This window comes from Bradyrhizobium sp. USDA 4516 (assembly GCF_054055915.1).
In genome coordinates, this window is the sequence record NZ_JBSRXT010000001.1 from 6,502,619 (window position 1) to 6,520,026 (window position 17,408).

Genomic DNA, 17,408 nt, shown 5'->3' on the forward strand with positions numbered 1-17,408 from the left:
AATCACCTCGTCGGTGGCTGGCCGGCTGCGATCAGCACGGCACGGATATCATTGACGTTCGTAAGCGTCGGCCCGGTGCGCACGAGGTCTCCAAGGCGGTCGAAGAACGTGTAGCTGTCATGAGCAGCCAGGTACGCTCGTGCGTCAAGCAGATTCGCGGCGGCGCGCCGCAGCGTATCCGGACCGATCAAAGCGCCAGCCGCATCTTCCGTTCCATCAATTCCATCGCTGTCGCCCGCAACGGCCCAGATATCGGATGCGCCGGACAGGGCGACGGCAAGCCCCAGCAGGAATTCGGTGTTGCGGCCGCCGTGTCCCGCCGGCCCGCGCCCGATCGTCACTGTCGTCTCGCCTCCGGACAGCAGCACCGCGGGGGCAGGGCCCGGCTGCGCATATCTCGCGACCGACCGGGCGATGCCGGCCATCACGGTTCCGAGTTCCCGTGCCTCGCCCTCGATCGCGTCTCCAAGGATGATCGGCGTCAGGCCTTCGTCCCGGGCGGCGCTGGCCGCAGCGTCAAGCGCATGGAATGGAGCGGCAAGGATGCGGACATCAGCATCGATCTCGCCGGGCTTGGGTGTCTCGTCCGCTTGTTCGAGCACAAGCCGCGCCGCTTCCGGCAGGTCGATTGCAAAGCGGCCAACGATCTCCAGCGCAGCGGCTTTCGTGCTGCTGTCCGGCAGCGAGGGACCGGAGGCAATCGCCGCGGGATCGTCGCCGGGAATGTCTGAGATCACAAGGGTCGTGACGCGGGCGGGACGGGCGGCCAGCGCCAGCCGACCGCCCTTGATCGCGGACAGATGTTTGCGGACGACGTTCATCTCGGCAATCGTCGCGCCGCTTGCAAGGAGTGCCCGGTTGACCGCCTGCTTGTCGGCGAGAGTCATCGGAGATGCCGGCAGGGTCATCAGCGCCGAGCCACCGCCGGACATCAGGGCGATGACGAGATCGTCTGCAGAAAGCCCCTCGACGGCGCGCAGCATGCGAAGGGCCGCGGTCCTGCTCGTGTCATCCGGCACGGGGTGAGACGCTTCGAGCACTTCGATACGGCCGGCTGGAACCGAATGGCCGTGGCGCGTGACGACGACGCCGGAAAGCGCGACGTCAGGCCATGCCGCGTCGAGGCCCGCAGCCATTGCCGCCGACGCCTTACCCGCGCCGACGACGATGCATCTGCCCCTCGGCTTTGCCGGCAGGGCGTCGGCAATCGTGATCCTCGGATCGGCGCTCGCGATGGCGGCGTCGAAGATTCGCCGCAGGGCGGTCCGAGCCCGCACATCCGTCCATCTGTCGTTCAATCGCTTGCGCTCCGGCCGATAGGTCTCTTGTTATGGCGCCTTCTCGAGACGGTCGTAAGACATGGGTGCCTCAAGTCGACCGCCTTCACCGGGAAAGACCTTTGCGCGAGCGATTGCGGCACTTGCCGTCGCTTCACTGCCGAGAATGAACGCGCGCCGCATCGGCTTGATCAGGAACAACGCGGTGAGGGCAGCGGTCGCATTGAGTGCAACCGCGACGATGAACACGGCCTGCCAGCCGAGCTGGGAAGAGATGATGCTCGCGAGCGGCACGAGCAGCGCCGCCGTGCCCTTCGCCGTGTAGAGCATGCCGTTGTTGGTGGTTGCATATTTGGCGCCGAACGTGTCGCCCGACGTCGCGGGAAACAGGCTGTAGATTTCGCCGAAGACGCCGAAATAGATCGCCGTGGCCAGCACGAAGACAACCGGAATGTGACCGTAGGTGGACAGCGTCAGCAACATCAGCGCCGCTGTCGCGAACGCGATGAACATCGTGTGCTCGCGCCCGATATTGTCGGAGACCCAGCCAAAGAGCGGACGGCCGAAACCGTCGAAGACGCGATCGAGCGAGATGGCAAACGTCAGTGCCGCCATCTGGAAGCCCGCCAGGGTGACCGGCGTGTCCGCGATCTTGAAGTCATGGGCGATCGGCCCGATTTGCGCGGCGGTCATCAAGCCGCCGGAAGCCACCATGACGAACACCACGTACATGACCCAGAAGACCGGGGTGCGCAACACCTGGGGCGGAGTGTAGTCGATCGCACTCTGCGGCAGATTGAGACGCTTTTTCCTGGGTGCTTCGACGCCATGCGGTGGCCGGACGAACCAGGCCAGCAGGATGACGATGAGGCCTTGTCCGATCCCGAAGGTCAGGAAGGTGCTCTGGTAGCCGCTGGCGGCAATCATGTTGGCAATCGGTACGACGGTGAGGGCCGCACCGGCGCCAAACCCGGCGGCGGTTGCTCCTGCGGCCAGGCCGCGCCGGTCCGGAAACCATTTCAGGGCATTGCCGACGCAAGTGCCGTAGACGGCGCCGGCACCGATGCCCGCGACGACAGCTGCCGCATAAAGCGTGACGAGAGAGGAGGCGTATGAGTTCATGATCCAGGCCAACCCGATCATCAGCCCGCCGAACATGATGACGATGCGGGGGCCGTATTTGTCCACGAACCAGGCCTCCACCGGCACAAGCCATGTCTCCGTCATCACGAAAATCGTGAAGGCGAGCTGGATGGCCGGACGGCCCCAGTGAAACTTCGCGTCGATCGGATCAACGAACAGCGTCCAGCCATATTGCAGGTTGGCGATCATCGCCATGCAGACGATGCCGATCGCCAGTTGCAGCCAGCGGAAGCCGCCGGGCGATGATGCCGGGTTGGTGGAGATCATGTACGCTCCTAAGGCAGATAATCGTCGTTTGGGCCGGCTGCGTCGGGTTGTCGTCCCGCCGCAGCCTACTGACGGAATTCGTTGGTCAACTCGCCGATTCCGTCGATCGCGACGGTGACCGTGTTGACGGGCTCCTTCATCACCCCGACGCCAATCGATGTCCCGCAGCAGATCAGGTCGCCCGGCAACAGCGTCATGTCGTGCGAGATCTTGCTGACCAGCGTCTGTGCGCTGAAGATCATGTCCGCGATCGGGTAGTTCTGGCGCTCGACGCCGTTCAGAATGGTGCGCACCACGAGGCGTGCGGGGTCGAGGCCTGACGCAATCACGGGGCCGAACGGGCCGTATCCATCGAAGCCCTTGGCCCGCGCCCATTGCGGGAAGGTCGGGTCGCGATTGAGGATGTCCGCGGCGGTGACGTCGTTGGTGCAGCTGTAGCCGAAGATGAAGGCGTCGGCCTGCTCGGGCGCGACCGCCGTGCAGCTCCTGCCGATGACGATGCCGAGTTCACCTTCGTAGGTCGTCTTGCCATCATAGCCCAAGGGACGCCTGATGACGGCACCAGGCGCGGTGACGCTGGTCGGCGCCTTCAACAGGTACAGCGGTTCGGCAGGCTCAGGTGATTTCAGCTTCTCCGCAAGTGCGTGAAAATTGTTCCAGAGCGCGATGACCTTGCTCGGTTGCGTCGGGGCGAGCAGCTCGACGTTGTCCAGCGCCAGCGTTTGTCCAGTCGGTCGCATGTCGCCGAACATGTCCCCTTCGTGCACGGAGATGCCGGATGGAATGAGTTGCCCGAAGCCGATTTCGGCATGGTGGCGGAAGCGGACCCAGCGCGTAACATTGGCCATCGGGATCACGCCACCGCCAGCGTTTCTGCTGCTGCGGCGCCGGCCGCCCCGTCATAGAGGCCGGCCAGCCTGGTGCGCTGCGCGACCAGGGCCAGCACCGCATCGAGGGCGGGCGTCGCGATTCCTGTCATCCGGCCCATCTCCTGCACCACGGTGATCAACGGATCGATCTCGACCGGACGTCCGCGCTCGAGATCCTGCAGCATCGAGGTCTTGTGCGCGCCGACCTTGCGCGCACCTTCGATGCGGCGTTCGACATCGACCCGAAACTTGACGCCGAGGCTTTCCGCGATCGCCTGGGCCTCCAGCATGATCGCCCGGGACAGCGCGCGCGTGCCCGGATTGCTGCAGATCACGTCGAGCGTCGCGTGGGTGAGGGCGCTGATCGGGTTGAAACAGACGTTGCCCCACAGCTTGAGCCAGATCTCGTCACGGATACGGTCGAGGACCGGAGCTTTCATGCCCGCGGCCACGAACAGCTCGGAAAGTTTCTGGACGTCGGATGTGATCTCGCCGGAGGGCTCGCCCAGCGGAAAGTTGTTGCCGTAGACATGGCGGATCACGCCGGGCGCCTCGATCTCGGTGGCGGGGTACACCACGCAGCCGATCGCGCGCTCGGGGCCGAGCTCGTTCCACTGCTGACCGCCAGGATCGATGCTCTCGAGCGTCGATCCTTCGTGCCGACCACCGTGCTTGTGGAAATACCAATAGGGAATGCCGTTGACGGCGGTGACGATGCGGGTCCGATCGCCCAGCAGCGGCCGCATGGGCTCGATGACACCGGTGATCGAATGCGCCTTGAGGCAAATGATGACGTAATCCTGCTCGCCGAGTTCGGCGGGGTTATCGGTGCAGCGAGGATGCACGACGCGCTCCTCGTCGCCGATCAGGAGTTTCAGGCCGTTCTGCCGCATTGCGGCGAGATGCGCACCCCGCGCGACCAGGCTGACATCGGCACCAGCACGCATAAATTCGACACCGAGATAGCCGCCGATCGCGCCGGCGCCGTAGATGCAGATTCTCATTCGATCCTCGCAAGCAGAGTGGGGACACAGCAGGAGCCGCAGCGGCTCGAACCGAGTAGCGTGGCAATGGCCTTGGGCAAGTCTGTCAGGCCGCGCAGGCGGCTTCCTCGAAAGCAAGGGTGATGTCCCGCATGCTCACGACGCCGACGAGCCGGCCGTTGTCGATGACGGGGACATGGCGGATTCCATGACGGGCCATGAGGCGCTCGACATCCGTGAGCGCATCTTGCGAATTGCAGGACAGCAGCGGCCGCGGCGAGATGAATTGCGCGACTTTCATCGCAAGACCATTAGTGCCGCGCTCGGCGATCACAGCGACGACGTCGCGCTCGCTGAACATCCCGATCACGGCGGCGTCCTTGCTGCGCGAGGCGTTCCTGACCACGAGGGCGCCGACATTGCTCGCGTACATCAGGTTCGCCGCAATGCTCACGGTTTCGTTCGAGCCGATCGTCACCACGTGCGCATTGTTGGCGCGAAGGATGTCCCCGACGTACATGGCATCGTCCTCCCGGTTGCTTGATTTGGTCGTTGTGAAGCGATCGTGGTATACATTATCCCAGAAGTCAAATAAAAGAATCGAGCTATTTGCCAAGAATAATGGCAAAAATACTGACCTATTCGTGAGTATTGTCGCCTTGACTCCATGGCCTTTTGGTATGCCATATGCCAATTCTAAGGCTCGCTCTCGACGAGCAATTTCGTTCTGAACCGCAACCGGTTAGGGGCAGGTCGTGATGAAAAGAGAGCCGATCCGGCGCAAGCCGTCCGATCCCGATCTTCGCGCGCAGCCGGAACTGGACGCGCGCGACGGCGGTGTTCAGTCCGTTGATCGCGCCATGCAAATCCTGGAGACACTTGCAGAGGATGATGAAGGCTATCGGCTGACCGATCTGGCGATCCGCACCGGCCTGTCTCCCTCGACCGTACATCGGCTGCTGACCACGCTCGAGAACCGCAGGTTCGTTCAATTCGACCGCGACGAATCCAAGTGGCACATCGGCGCGCAAAGCTTCGTGGTCGGCTCGACCTTCGTGCGCCGGCGGAATTTTGCCGCGCAGGCACTGCCTTATCTGCGCAAGCTGCGCGACCAGACCCGGGAAACGGCCAATCTTGCCGTGGTCGACGATGAATCCATCATCGTCGTGTCCCGCATTGAAAGCCGTGAGATCATGCGCTCGCTGACCAAGGTCGGCGGACGCGTCGCGATGATCGCCTCGGGAGTGGGCAAGGCGGTGCTGGCTACCTATTCCGATGCAGACGTCAACGCGATCATTCGCCGTCAGGGCATGCCGCGGCTGACGGAAAAATCGATCGTGCGGCCCGGCGAGTTGTTCAAGGAATTGGAGAGCGTGCGGCGTCAGGGTTATGCGGTGGATGATGAAGAGGCGCGCCTCGGCCTGCGCTGCGTGGCCGCGGTCGTCTTCAACGATTGCAACGAGCCATATGCCGCAATCTCGGTATCCGGCATGGCGGACAGGCTGACGAACGAACGCTTGCCCGAGATCGGTACGATCGTGCATCGGATCGCAGCCGAACTCACGGCCGAACTTCGCGGGAACCGCACGCAGCAAGCGCAGGCGTAGGGCGGGCTGCAATTCCGTCCGCAACAATTTCCATTTCTACGCTGACGCTAATCGTTTGAAGACGCGCAAGAAATCGCGAGCGTTGCCACAGCGCGGAAATTCCAATCGATTGCGTTGAGATCGATGCTCGCGGGCCTGATGATCCTGCTCAGGCCAACTCATAGCGAAGCGGGATCATCACATGAAGATGCGAGCAGTCGATGCAGCAGTGCGCATTCTCCAACGCGAAGGGATCACGTGCGCATTCGGCGTTCCCGGCGCAGCGATCAATCCGCTTTACTCCGCACTGAAGCGCAACGGCTCGATCCAGCATATTCTGGCGCGGCACGTCGAAGGCGCCTCGCATATGGCGGAAGGCTATACCAGGGCGAAGGCGGGCAATATCGGCGTCTGCATCGGCACATCGGGTCCGGCCGGCACCGACATGATCACCGGCCTCTACTCGGCGATCGCTGATTCCATTCCGATCCTCTGCATCACCGGTCAGGCGCCGCGGGCGCGGCTCTACAAGGAGGATTTCCAGGCCGTCGACATCGAGTCGATCGCAAAACCAGTGACGAAATGGGCCGTCACCGTGCGCGAGCCGGCGCTGGTGCCGCGCGTGTTCAGCCAGGCTTTCCATGTCATGCGGTCGGGGCGGCCGGGACCGGTGCTGATCGACCTTCCGCTCGATGTGCAACTGGCCGAGATCGAGTTCGACGACGAGACCTATTCACCGTTGTCGGTCTACAAGCCGACGGCGACGCGCAAGCAGATCGAGAAGGCACTCGAGATGCTGAACGCCGCGGAGCGGCCGCTGATTGTGGCCGGCGGCGGCGTGATCAACGCCGATGCATCCGAGCTGCTGGTCGCCTTTGCCGAAGCGGTCAACGTTCCGGTCGTTCCGACGCTGATGGCCTGGGGCGCTATTCCTGACGATCATGCGCTGATGGCAGGCATGGTCGGCTTGCAGACCAGCCATCGCTACGCCAACGCCACGATGCTCGAATCCGATTTCGTGCTCGGCATCGGAAATCGCTGGGCCAACCGGCATACCGGCTCGATCGAGACCTACACGAAGGGCCGCAAATTCGTGCATGTCGACATCGAGCCGACGCAGATCGGGCGGGTCTTCAATCCGGACCTCGGTATCGTCTCCGACGCCAAGGCCGCGCTGGAAATGTTCGTGAGCGTCGCCAGGGAGTGGCGGAAGTCCGGGAGGCTGCGCGATCGGCAGGCCTGGCCCGCCGCCTGTCGCGACCGCAAGCGTTCGATGCTGCGCAAGAGCCACTTCGAAAACATCCCGATCAAGCCCCAGCGCGTCTACGAGGAAATGAACAAGGCCTTTGGCCGCGACACCTGCTACGTGACCGTGATCGGATTGTCGCAGATCGCTGGGGCCCAGTTCCTCAACGTCTACAATGCGCGCAACTGGATCAACGCCGGGCAGGCCGGTCCTCTCGGCTGGACACTGCCGGCCGCGCTTGGCGTGCGTGCCGCCGATCCCGACCGCGACATCGTCGCGCTGTCGGGTGACTACGACTTCCAGTTCCTGATCGAGGAGCTCGCGGTCGGGGCGCAGTTCAATCTGCCCTACATCCACGTCGTCGTGAACAATTCATATCTCGGCCTGATCCGGCAGGCGCAGCGCGGCTTCGACATGGACTATCACGTCCAGCTCTCGTTCGAGAACATCAACGCGCCCGAGATCGGCGGTTACGGCGTCGACCATGTGGCCGTCGCAGAGGGTTTGGGCTGCAAGGCGATCCGGGTCACCGATCCGAACGACGCGCAGGCGGCGTTCGCGACCGCACGCGAGCTGATGGCGAAGCATCGCGTGCCCGTGGTCGTGGAGTTCATTCTCGAGCGAGTCACCAATATCGCGATGGGAACGGAGATCGACAACATCGTCGAGTTCGAAGAGGTGCTCGATCTTCCGCTCGATGACGTGCCGAGCGCATCACGATCCGGCACGCTGTTGCCGGCCTGACCACATCATTCATCGCTTCAAGCGGAGATACGACTCGTGCCTCAATTTGCCGCCAATCTCACCATGCTCTTCAACGAGCTGCCGTTCCTCGATCGGTTCGCGGCCGCCAAGGCGGCCGGCTTCAACGCAGTCGAGTATCTTTTTCCTTATGACTTCGAAAAGGGCGCGTTGCGGGAGGAATTGGCGCGCTGTGGGCTGACCCAGGTGCTGCACAATCTTCCAGCCGGCAACTGGGCCGCCGGTGAGCGTGGCATTGCGATCCTGCGCAATCGGGTCGATGAATTTCGCGACGGCGTGGTGCGCGCGATCGACTACGCAAAGGCGCTGGATTGCCGGCAGCTGAACTGCCTGGTCGGCATCGCTCCAGCCGATACGGATAGGGCGGACCTGCAGGAAGTCCTCGTGTCCAACCTGCGCTTCGCCGCAGGCGCGCTCGCCCAGCATGGCATCAGGCTCCTCGTCGAACCGATCAACACGCTCGATATTCCCGGCTTCTTCCTGAGCCGGACGGAACAGGCGGTGCAGCTCATTTCCGAGGTTGGCTCATCCAATCTGTTCATCCAGTACGACATCTATCACATGCAGATCATGGAAGGTGATATCGCGCGGACCCTGCAGAAGCATCTCGGCCGGATCGCGCATGTCCAGCTCGCCGACAATCCGGGCCGTTATGAACCGGGAACCGGCGAAATCAACTACTCCTATCTGTTCAAGCATCTCGACAGCATCGGGTATCGGGGCTGGATCGGGTGCGAATACAAGCCGCGGGCGACCACGCTCGAGAGCCTGGGCTGGCACGCCGCACAGACTTTCGTGACCTAGAGCCTGTTCCGTTCCGATTGAATCGGGACGGAGCTCTGGAATTTTATTTAACGCGGTTTCTTCACGCGAGCCGAGAGTCGCTCGTCCGGAAAAACGCCTTCATCCGGCTGACAGGGAGCAACGACAATGAAAGACATCGGATTCATCGGACTTGGCACCATGGGACGTCCGATGGCCGGCCACCTCCTGGCTGCCGGCTATCGTCTGTTCCTGCACGACGTCGTACCTGTTGCGCCTGAGTTGATCGCGGCCGGCGGAATCGCTTGCGAGTCCGCCAAGCAGGTGGCGCAGGAGGCGGACGCCGTGATCATCATGGTACCGGACACTCCGCATGTCGAAGCCGTGCTGTTCGGTCAAGGCGGCGTCGCGGAGGGCATCTCCAAGGGCAGGATCGTGACGGATATGAGCTCGATCTCTCCGCTGGCGACGAAGGAGTTTGCACGCTGGATCGATGCGCTCGGGGCCGATTATCTCGACGCGCCGGTCTCCGGCGGCGAAGTTGGTGCAAAGGCGGCCAGCCTGACCATCATGGTCGGCGGGCGGGAGCGGGCGTTCAATGCGATGAAGCCCCTGTTTGAAACGATGGGGAAGAATGTCACGCATGTCGGCGGCAACGGCGACGGCCAGACCACCAAGGTTGCGAACCAGATCATCGTGGCGCTGACCATCGAGGCGGTGAGCGAGGCGTTGCTGTTCGCCTCCAAGGCCGGGGCCGACCCCGCATTGGTGCGCCAGGCGTTGATGGGCGGCTTCGCGTCGTCCCGGATCCTCGAAGTGCACGGCGATCGCATGCTGAAGCGCAATTTTGATCCGGGCTTCCGCATTGAGCTGCATCAGAAGGACCTCAACCTCGCGCTCGAAGGGGCGCGCGCGCTTGGCTTGTCGCTGCCAGGCACTGCAGCAGCCCAGCAGCTGTTCAACGCCTGTACCGCCCTCGGCGGCAAAAGCTGGGACCATTCCGGCATTCTGAGAGCGCTGGAGGTCATGGCGGGCCACGAGGTCGCGGCTGCCTGAGCGCCGCGGAGGGGAATGGACGAAAATATCGTGGGCCTGGTCGGTGCGGGGACGGTAGCGCCTACCTGCCACGGATCAGGCGCCTGGCGCCCAAGCCGGTCGCTCAGCGTTCGGATCGTTTGCTGGGCATTTTTTCTGGTGTCCCTAGGGCGCCCCGTGAGGACGAACAAGGTTGTCCGCCCACACCTCGGCAATGTGAGACAGTGCCAGACCCGGCTTGCGCTCGAGCAGAAGTTCGAGCACGCGCGGCGGCGTCAGGGGTAATTCCTGTACCCGCTTTCCTGTCGCGTTGGCAACGGCGCAGGCGACGGCGGCGCCAACATTGAGGATCGGCACCTCGCCGGCGCCCTTGGTGCCGAGCGGCCCCACCGACGGCGCGCCCTCATAGAGGCTGATCTCCACCGGTACGACGTCGAGCGCAAGCGGTACGCGGTAAGTCTCAAAGCCGCTTTGACTGACACGGCCATTGCTGCCGATCGTCACCTCCTCGTGCAGGGCGTAGCCCAGGCCCTGCACGACGCCGCCCTGGATCTGGCCGTGGATTGCGCGTGGATTCAGCGCACGGCCGACGTCCTGGACCACGCGATAGCTTAGCACCTCGACATGCCCGGTCTCCGAATCGACGGCGACCTCGCAGTCGTGGACGGCGAAGACGGGGATGTCGATCGCGTCGATGAAATGACCGGCAACGCAACCGGGCATCGCCGGCACGCCGGCGCCGGTGAAGGCGCCGGTGCCGGCGACCGGTCCGCCCAGCGCTTGAGCGCGGGTCGCGACCTCCGCGACGGTGCGGCCGGAGCCCGGCGCGCCGGCGATCTCGATCCGACCATCGCGCATGACGAGATCGCCGGGCGCGGCTTCGATCATCTCGGAGGCGATCCTCAAAAGCTTCGTGCGGACCTCCTGTGCCGCCGACAGGCTGGCGGCGCCGAGCGAGACGGTGGTGCGGCCGCCACCGACGCCGACATCATAACCGGCCGCATCGGTATCGGCGGCGCGGACGATCACTTGCTCGGGCGCGATGCCGAGCGTGCTGGCAACGATCTGCGGCAGGCTCTGCATCATCGAGCCGGATCCGATCTCGACACCTGACGTGACCAGGGTCGCCGTGCCGTCGGCATTCATGTTCACCGTCGCGGCCGATGGGCCGACGAAGACGAACCAGGTGCCGACGGTGGTCGCGCGTCCAAGGAGCTTGCCGTCGGTGCGCGCCGGCAGCGGCGCTGCCGCGTCGCGCAACGTATCCATCCGGTCGAGCATCGGGCCGAGCACATCGCCTTCGAATACCTGGCCGGTGGCGCCGAGATCCTTGTCGCCGAGCACGTTGCGGCGCCGGAAAGCAAGCGGATTCATTCCGATCCGCGCTGCGATCTCGTCGGTGTGCCGCTCGAGCGCGAAGGTGTTGTAGACGCCATTGCAGCAGCGGAACGCGCCGTTCGGCGCCGTGTTGGTATAGACCGCGCGCGAGACCATGCGCACGCTGCCAAGCCTGTAGTTTCCGCCGAGCGTGTGTGCGGTCATGGTGGTCAGGAAGATCTGTTCGCCGCCATAGGCGCCGCAGTCCATCAGCACGACCGCCTCGCGGCCCACGATTTCTCCGTCGCGCGTCACCGCCGAGCGGATGCGAATATCGGCGTTCTCGCGGAACAGGCAGGTCAGCATCTCGTCCTCGCGGGAATTGACGAGGCGAACCGGCCGGCCGCTGGCGCGGGCGAGGAGGGCGGCGAAGGGCTCAACCGCCAGATCGAATTTGAGACCGAAGCCGCCGCCGACCGGCGGCACAGTGACGCGCACTTGCGATGCCGGCACGCCCAACGCGCGCGCGGTTGCATTGCGGACGCTCCAGGGAACCTGCGTCGACGTCTCGATATGGAAGCGGCCGTCCTCGTAGCTTGCGACGACCGCACGCGGCTCGAAGGCCACGTGGTTCTGCCGGCCGACGCGATAGAAACTTTCGACGATCTCGACGTCAGGCCGCGCAAAGGCGGCGTCGACGTCGCCGCGAACGACGGTCGCCTCCCAGGCGACATTGCCCGCACGCGCGCCGCCTTCGACCAGGACCTCATAGCCGCGCCAGTCCGGATGAACCAGCCGCGCATCTGGTGCCAGCGCCTCCGCCATGGTCAATATTGCGGGGAGTTGCTCGATTTCCACGTCGATCGCCGCGAGCGCGGTCTGCGCCTGCGCCAACGTGACGGCTGCGACCGCGACAAGCGGTTCGCCGTCGTAGCGAATGACATCGCGGGCGAACAGCGGGTGATCGGCGATGCCGATGCCGATCATGCCGCGCGCATCCGACGCCGTCACGATCGCACGTACCCCCGGCATGCGGGCAGCCCTCGACGTGTCGAGGCGAATGATCCGGCCCGAAGGCAGGCCGGCACGCAGCACCGCGGCGTGCAGCATGCCGGGCAGATATCGATCGATGGTGTAGCGCGTACGGCCACGCAGCTTGTCGGCGGCGTCCCGCCGGCGCAAATCCATCGTCGCGGAAACGTCGGACATGCTTGCGCCTCCCGATTATGCGTTGGCCAAGGCGAGCAGCGTCGCCTCGACGATGCGTTCGTATCCCGTGCAGCGGCAGATGTTCCCGGTGAGTGCGGCCCGGATATCGTCACGGGTGGCGTCAGGCCGGGTCGTCAAGAGATGCGTCAGGCTCACCACCATGCCGGGAAAGCACATGCCGCATTGGACCGCATCGCTGGCCTCGAGGGCCGCCTGGATGCGGTTCAGTTCGCCGTGAGGCGCAAGGCCTTCGACGGTGCGGATCTCGCGGCCATCGGCGAGCGCGGCGGGCAACAGGCACGATGGCGTCGGCTCGCCGTCGACCAGCACCATGCAGGCACCGCAAAAGCCTTCGCGACAGACCGGTTTCGCGCCGGTCAGATGCATCTCCTCACGCAGAATGTCGATCAGCGGCGTGGCGGGGTCGGCCACGGAAGGGAGGCGATCACCGTTCACTGTCAAGTTGAATCCCATGTCGGTCCCCACCGGTTCAGGAGCCAAGCGCTGCGATCGCAGCGCGGCGGACGAGACCGGGTAGCACGCTGACCCGATACCAGGCCGGGGCATCGACGCTGTCGCGGCCGACGAAGTCGTCCGCCAACGCGGCCGCAGTCTGCGCCGCCCCCGCCGCATCGAGCGGGCGTCCGATCAGCGCTGCCTCGAGCCGATCCCAGCGGCGCGCCACCGGCTCGACTGAACCGACCGCGACGCGCGCCGCCTGGACACGGCCCGCTGCATCGATGCTGACCGACAGGCTGACGATGGCGACCGGGTAGTCACCCGATTTACGCAGCGGCAGGCGGGCATGGGCGCTTCTGCGCGCCGCCCGCGGCAAGATGATCCGCGTCACCAGATGACCGCGCGGAAGGGACGATCGGATCTTCAGGAAATGCGACAGGCCGATGCGCTCGCGGCCGTCGCGGTCCGACATTTCCACTTGGGCATCGAGGCAGAGCAGCGCCGGTACGCAATCCGCGGCGGCGAATTCCGACGTCGCGAGGTTGCCGCCGATCGTTGCCATCGCGCGGATCGCAGGATTGGCGGAGCGGCCGGCGGCGTCGACCAGGACCGCGAATTCCGCAAGATCGGCCAGGGCCGCCGCGAGTGCCGCATGCGTAACCGCCGCGCCGATCTCGATTGCATCGCTGCCGATACGAACCGCGGTCAGCTCGGCGATCTTGCCGATCGCGACATAGTGCGGCTTCAACCGCTCGTGGCGGATCGGTGACCGCATGATCCACGTGCCGCCGGCAAAGGCAGCGCCGGCCGCGCCGAATTCGCTCAGTGCGTCGAGTGCGGAAGCGAGCGAGGGCGCAACGTAGATCGAGGCAGGTGCATCGTGCATCTCGCCTGCGACGCTCTGCATGGGAGAACCCGTCGTCATTGGCGCCGCTCCAGTCGCAGGCGATCGAGCAGAACGCCGACGATGACGATCGCGCCGAGCACGACCATCTGGACGTATCCGTCGATCCGGGTGAGGTTCATGCCGTTGGACAGAATGGTGATGAACAGGGCGCCGAGCACCGCGGTGCCGACCCCACCGCGCCCGCCCGCCAGGCTTGTTCCGCCGACTACGGCGCCGGCAATCGCCTGCAGTGAAAGCGCCCCGCCGAGGTTCGGCTCGCCCGATCCGGTCCGCGCCGTCATCATGATCGCGCCGAGCGCCGCAAGCCCGGAGCACAGCACATAGGTCGCGATCAGGGTGCGCTTGACCGGCAGGCCGGCGACCGCCGCTGCGCGCGGGTTGGTGCCGATGAGGTAAAGCGAACGGCCGAACACGGTCCGCGTCAGGGTCCAATGGAGCACGGCGCCGACCCCGACCGTGATCGCGATGGCCGCCGGAATTCCGAAGACGCTGCCGCCGTAGAAGATCTGCGAGAACGGCGCCGGCACGCCTTGCACGGGCCGTCCGGACGATAGTGTGGTCGCAATCCCGATCGCGATATTGTAGCTGCCGAGCGTTGCGACAAAGGGGTTGACCCCGAGCAGCGCAATAACCACGCCGTTGAAGAGCCCGCACGCGGTGCCGAGCACGAAGCCGGCAGCGAGCCCGGCGAGCAGCACGGCGCCTGTACCATGGCCCGACGCCGTCGCGCCGGCCATCGCCAGCGCGGTGCCGACGCTCACCATCGATACGGTCGGGCCGAGTGCGAGGTCGAAGCCGCGCGTCAGGATCACCACGGTCTGGGCCATCGCGAACAGGGCCAGATAGCTGCTCTGTTGCGCGATGTTGAGCAGGTTGGCCGGCGACAACACGCCGCGGTCGACCGTGGCGAAGGCGAGCAACAGGGCCACCAATGCGACCGGCAGCACTGCGCTCCAGAGCCAGCGACCCGGCGCCAATTTCGGGCGATCCGCGTTCTTGGCGGCGACGGACAATTCGAGGTCAGACACGAGCCTTGCTCCGTCGGCTGAGTTCGTCCAGCGCCACGGCCGCGACCATGATGACGCCGAGAAAGACCGGCTGCAGCCGGGAGTCGACGTGCAGGAGGTTGAGCGCATTGCCCAGGATGGTCAGGAACAGGGCGCTGATGGCGACGATTTCGATGCGCCCGACGCCGCCGCGCAAGCTCACGCCGCCGATCACGGCGGCTGCGATCGATTGCAGCATCATCCGGTCGCCGCCGAAGCTGGCCTGGCCGGAGCCGACCTGCGCGGTCAGCAGGATGCCCGTCAATGCCGCGAGCATGCTCGAGACAACGTAGGTGCCGACGACGTGGCGCTGGATCGATACGCCCGAAACGATGGCCGCATCGACATTGCCGCCGATCGCGTAGACGTAACGGCCGAACAGCGTGCGCCGCTGCACGAACACCATCACGATGATGATGACCAGCGCGACGTGGACGGCGGTCGGCAGGCCGAGCGCCTGGGCGCGCCCAAAGCCCTTCACGAAGATATCGGGCATGCCGTAAACCGGGATTCCGTTAGTGATCATCAGGCCGACGCCCGCAGTCGCCGACATCGTGCCCAGGGTCACCACGAAGCCGGATACCTTGAGCTTCGCCACGCAGAAGCCGTTGACGAGCCCGACCACGGCCCCGGAGCCGAGTCCGGCCGCCATCCCGCTGGCAATGATGAGGGCGTTGTTGCCGGGAAACGCGGTGGCTGCGGCGGCCATGGTCTTGGCGGTGACGACGCTCGCGAGCGCCACGACGGCGCCGACCGAAAGATCGAAGCCGCCCGCGATGATGACCAGCGCCTGACCGCAGGCGACGATCGCGAGCAGCGACGCGTTGCGCAGGATGTTGAGGATGTTGATGATGCCGTAGAACTGCGGATCGATCGCCGACATGCCGGCGACGAGCAAGACCAGCAGGGCCGGCAGGAACCCGACACGGCCTGCGATCGATCGCAAGCCGATCGCGCCTTGCGGGTTTGCGGTGACCAGCGCGGTGTTCACGCGACCTCCGCGGCGAGATGGTCGCGGAAGAAGCTCGACAGCACGTTCTGCTCGGTCTTCTCGGAGTCCGTCAGCTCGGCGGCGATGCGGCCGTGATGCATGACGTAGAGCCGGTTCGACAGCGCCAGAACCTCCGGCAATTCCGACGACACCACGATCACGGCGGCGCCGGCCTCGACCAGCCGCTTCATGAACTGGTAGACCTCGAGCTTGGCGCCGACGTCGATCCCGACGCTCGGCTCGTCGAACAGGAACACGGTCAGCTCACGCGTGAGCGCGCGTGCCAGCATCACTTTTTGACGGTTGCCGCCGGACAGCGCGCCGGCGCTCCGTTCGATGTTCGGCGGCCTCAGCTGCAACCGCTCCATGATGTCCGCGATCGTGGCGCGTTCGGCGGCCTGCCGCAGCACGCCGAAGCGCGCGAACGCGGGCAGGTCGAGCACCGTCATCGATGCGTTCTCGCGGATCGGACGGGACAGCGCGAGCCCTTCGGCAACCCGATTGGCAGGAAAATAGGCGATGCCGCGCTTGAGGCTTTGCCTCGGGGTCGGGAATTCGTAAGGCAGACCGTCGATCCGGATCACGCCTGATGCCGCGGGCTCGATGCCGTAGACCGCGCGGATCAGCTCCGATTTGCCGCAGCCGACGAGACCGGCGATGCCGGTGATCTCGCCGGCGCGGGCATGGAAATTCACCTCCTGAACGCTGCCGTCCGCGAGCGTCAGGTTTTCGATGTCGACCATCACCTTGTCAGGCCGGTGGGCGATGGCCGGGAACAGCAGGTCGATCCTGCGGCCGGTCATCAGCTCCACCAGCTCGCCGTCGGTCGAGCCGGGGGCGTCGAGGGTCTGGATGTGGCGGCCGTCGCGCAGCACCGTCACACGGTCGGCAAGGGCGCGGATTTCGCGCATGCGATGCGAGACATAGATCAGCCCGACATTCTGGCTCTTCAGGCGCGCGATCAGCTCGAACAGCCGTCCGGTCTCGCGCTCGGTCAACGAGGCAGTCGGCTCGTCAAGGATCAAAAGGCGGACGCGGCCGAGCAGGGCCTTGGCGATTTCGGCCATCTGCTGGTGCGCGCGGGAAAGGTCGTCGATCCGCTGCGCCGGATCGAGATCGAAGCCGAGCTCGTCGATCAGCGCCCTGGCGCGCTTGCGCATCTCGCGCGAGCGCAGCACGCCGCCATGGGTGACCTCGCGGCCGAGGAACAGGTTCTCTTCCACCGTGAGGCTCGGGATCAGCGAGAACTCCTGAAAGACCGGGCTGATGCCGATCGTGCGGGCCCGCTGCGGCGTGAGATGATGGATCTCCTCGTCGCCAAAATGGAACGTGCCTTCGTCCGGCGGAAACGTTCCCGAGATGACATTGATCAGGGTCGATTTGCCGGCGCCGTTCTCGCCGAACAGGACATGAAGCTCGCCGGCACGAACGTCGAGGTCGACCCGGTCGAGCGCGCGAACGCCGGTGAAGCGCTTTGATATCCCCCGCAATCGAAGCAGAGGCTCGGCGGGCTTCGGGTCAATCTCGACATCCATCCGCGTCTCCGTTG

At 65.0% G+C, this 17,408-nt stretch carries 15 protein-coding genes; 4 read left to right on the plus strand and 11 right to left on the minus strand.

Going from position 1 to position 17,408, the window contains the following annotated elements:
• Positions 1 to 2 precede the first annotated feature (2 nt).
• From ACVI1L_RS29495 to ACVI1L_RS29515, 5 genes are all read right to left on the minus strand, one after another.
• Positions 3 to 1,298, minus strand: a complete 1,296-nt coding sequence (locus ACVI1L_RS29495; protein ID WP_456784510.1) for a glycerate kinase type-2 family protein — start codon at positions 1,296 to 1,298, stop codon at positions 3 to 5.
• Positions 1,299 to 1,328: 30 nt separating this feature from the next.
• Positions 1,329 to 2,687: an oxalate/formate MFS antiporter gene (gene oxlT / locus ACVI1L_RS29500; RefSeq protein ID WP_229190205.1), complete on the minus strand. Its 1,359-nt coding sequence runs from the start codon at positions 2,685 to 2,687 to the stop codon at positions 1,329 to 1,331.
• A 65-nt stretch (positions 2,688 to 2,752) separates the two neighbouring features.
• A complete protein-coding gene (locus ACVI1L_RS29505; RefSeq protein WP_456784511.1) occupies positions 2,753 to 3,535 on the minus strand; it encodes a fumarylacetoacetate hydrolase family protein in 783 nt (260 codons plus the stop codon).
• Between the two features lie 5 nt (positions 3,536 to 3,540).
• Entirely contained in the window at positions 3,541 to 4,560 is a 1,020-nt protein-coding gene (locus tag ACVI1L_RS29510) for a 2-dehydropantoate 2-reductase (RefSeq protein WP_057017096.1), read from the minus strand.
• Positions 4,561 to 4,645: 85 nt separating this feature from the next.
• The gene (locus tag ACVI1L_RS29515) at positions 4,646 to 5,059 is read right to left on the minus strand and encodes a CBS domain-containing protein (RefSeq protein ID WP_057017285.1); all 414 of its coding nucleotides are present in this window, start codon (positions 5,057 to 5,059) and stop codon (positions 4,646 to 4,648) included.
• Between the two features lie 238 nt (positions 5,060 to 5,297).
• On the opposite strand from ACVI1L_RS29515, the gene ACVI1L_RS29520 reads away from it, so the two are divergent.
• From ACVI1L_RS29520 to ACVI1L_RS29535, 4 genes are all read left to right on the plus strand, one after another.
• Positions 5,298 to 6,146: an IclR family transcriptional regulator gene (locus ACVI1L_RS29520; RefSeq protein WP_253640158.1), complete on the plus strand. Its 849-nt coding sequence runs from the start codon at positions 5,298 to 5,300 to the stop codon at positions 6,144 to 6,146.
• 181 nt (positions 6,147 to 6,327) lie between these two features.
• Positions 6,328 to 8,115 (plus strand): glyoxylate carboligase, encoded by a 1,788-nt coding sequence (gcl, locus tag ACVI1L_RS29525; RefSeq protein ID WP_168856846.1) that lies wholly within the window; start codon positions 6,328 to 6,330, stop codon positions 8,113 to 8,115.
• A gap of 36 nt (positions 8,116 to 8,151) precedes the next feature.
• Positions 8,152 to 8,937, plus strand: coding sequence for a hydroxypyruvate isomerase (gene hyi / locus ACVI1L_RS29530; protein WP_456784512.1), 786 nt, complete (start codon positions 8,152 to 8,154; stop codon positions 8,935 to 8,937).
• Between the two features lie 126 nt (positions 8,938 to 9,063).
• Positions 9,064 to 9,951: a 2-hydroxy-3-oxopropionate reductase gene (locus ACVI1L_RS29535; protein ID WP_456784513.1), complete on the plus strand. Its 888-nt coding sequence runs from the start codon at positions 9,064 to 9,066 to the stop codon at positions 9,949 to 9,951.
• Positions 9,952 to 10,095: 144 nt separating this feature from the next.
• Here ACVI1L_RS29535 and ACVI1L_RS29540 read toward each other — a convergent pair whose 3' ends face one another.
• From ACVI1L_RS29540 to ACVI1L_RS29565, 6 genes are read right to left on the minus strand one after another with little or no spacing between them, the layout of a single operon-like run.
• Positions 10,096 to 12,456 (minus strand): xanthine dehydrogenase family protein molybdopterin-binding subunit, encoded by a 2,361-nt coding sequence (locus ACVI1L_RS29540; protein WP_456784514.1) that lies wholly within the window; start codon positions 12,454 to 12,456, stop codon positions 10,096 to 10,098.
• A gap of 15 nt (positions 12,457 to 12,471) precedes the next feature.
• Positions 12,472 to 12,930, minus strand: coding sequence for a (2Fe-2S)-binding protein (locus tag ACVI1L_RS29545; RefSeq protein ID WP_253626002.1), 459 nt, complete (start codon positions 12,928 to 12,930; stop codon positions 12,472 to 12,474).
• A gap of 16 nt (positions 12,931 to 12,946) precedes the next feature.
• The gene (locus ACVI1L_RS29550; protein WP_245311430.1) at positions 12,947 to 13,840 is read right to left on the minus strand and encodes an FAD binding domain-containing protein; all 894 of its coding nucleotides are present in this window, start codon (positions 13,838 to 13,840) and stop codon (positions 12,947 to 12,949) included.
• On the minus strand, positions 13,837 to 14,850 hold the full coding sequence (locus ACVI1L_RS29555; RefSeq protein WP_456784515.1) for an ABC transporter permease: 1,014 nt from the start codon (positions 14,848 to 14,850) through the stop codon (positions 13,837 to 13,839). Before ACVI1L_RS29555 ends, ACVI1L_RS29550 begins: the two co-directional genes overlap by 4 nt.
• The gene (locus ACVI1L_RS29560) at positions 14,843 to 15,859 is read right to left on the minus strand and encodes an ABC transporter permease (RefSeq protein WP_456784516.1); all 1,017 of its coding nucleotides are present in this window, start codon (positions 15,857 to 15,859) and stop codon (positions 14,843 to 14,845) included. The genes ACVI1L_RS29555 and ACVI1L_RS29560 overlap by 8 nt, the downstream gene beginning before the upstream one ends.
• The gene (locus ACVI1L_RS29565; protein ID WP_456784517.1) at positions 15,856 to 17,394 is read right to left on the minus strand and encodes a sugar ABC transporter ATP-binding protein; all 1,539 of its coding nucleotides are present in this window, start codon (positions 17,392 to 17,394) and stop codon (positions 15,856 to 15,858) included. Before ACVI1L_RS29565 ends, ACVI1L_RS29560 begins: the two co-directional genes overlap by 4 nt.
• Positions 17,395 to 17,408: the final 14 nt, after the last annotated feature.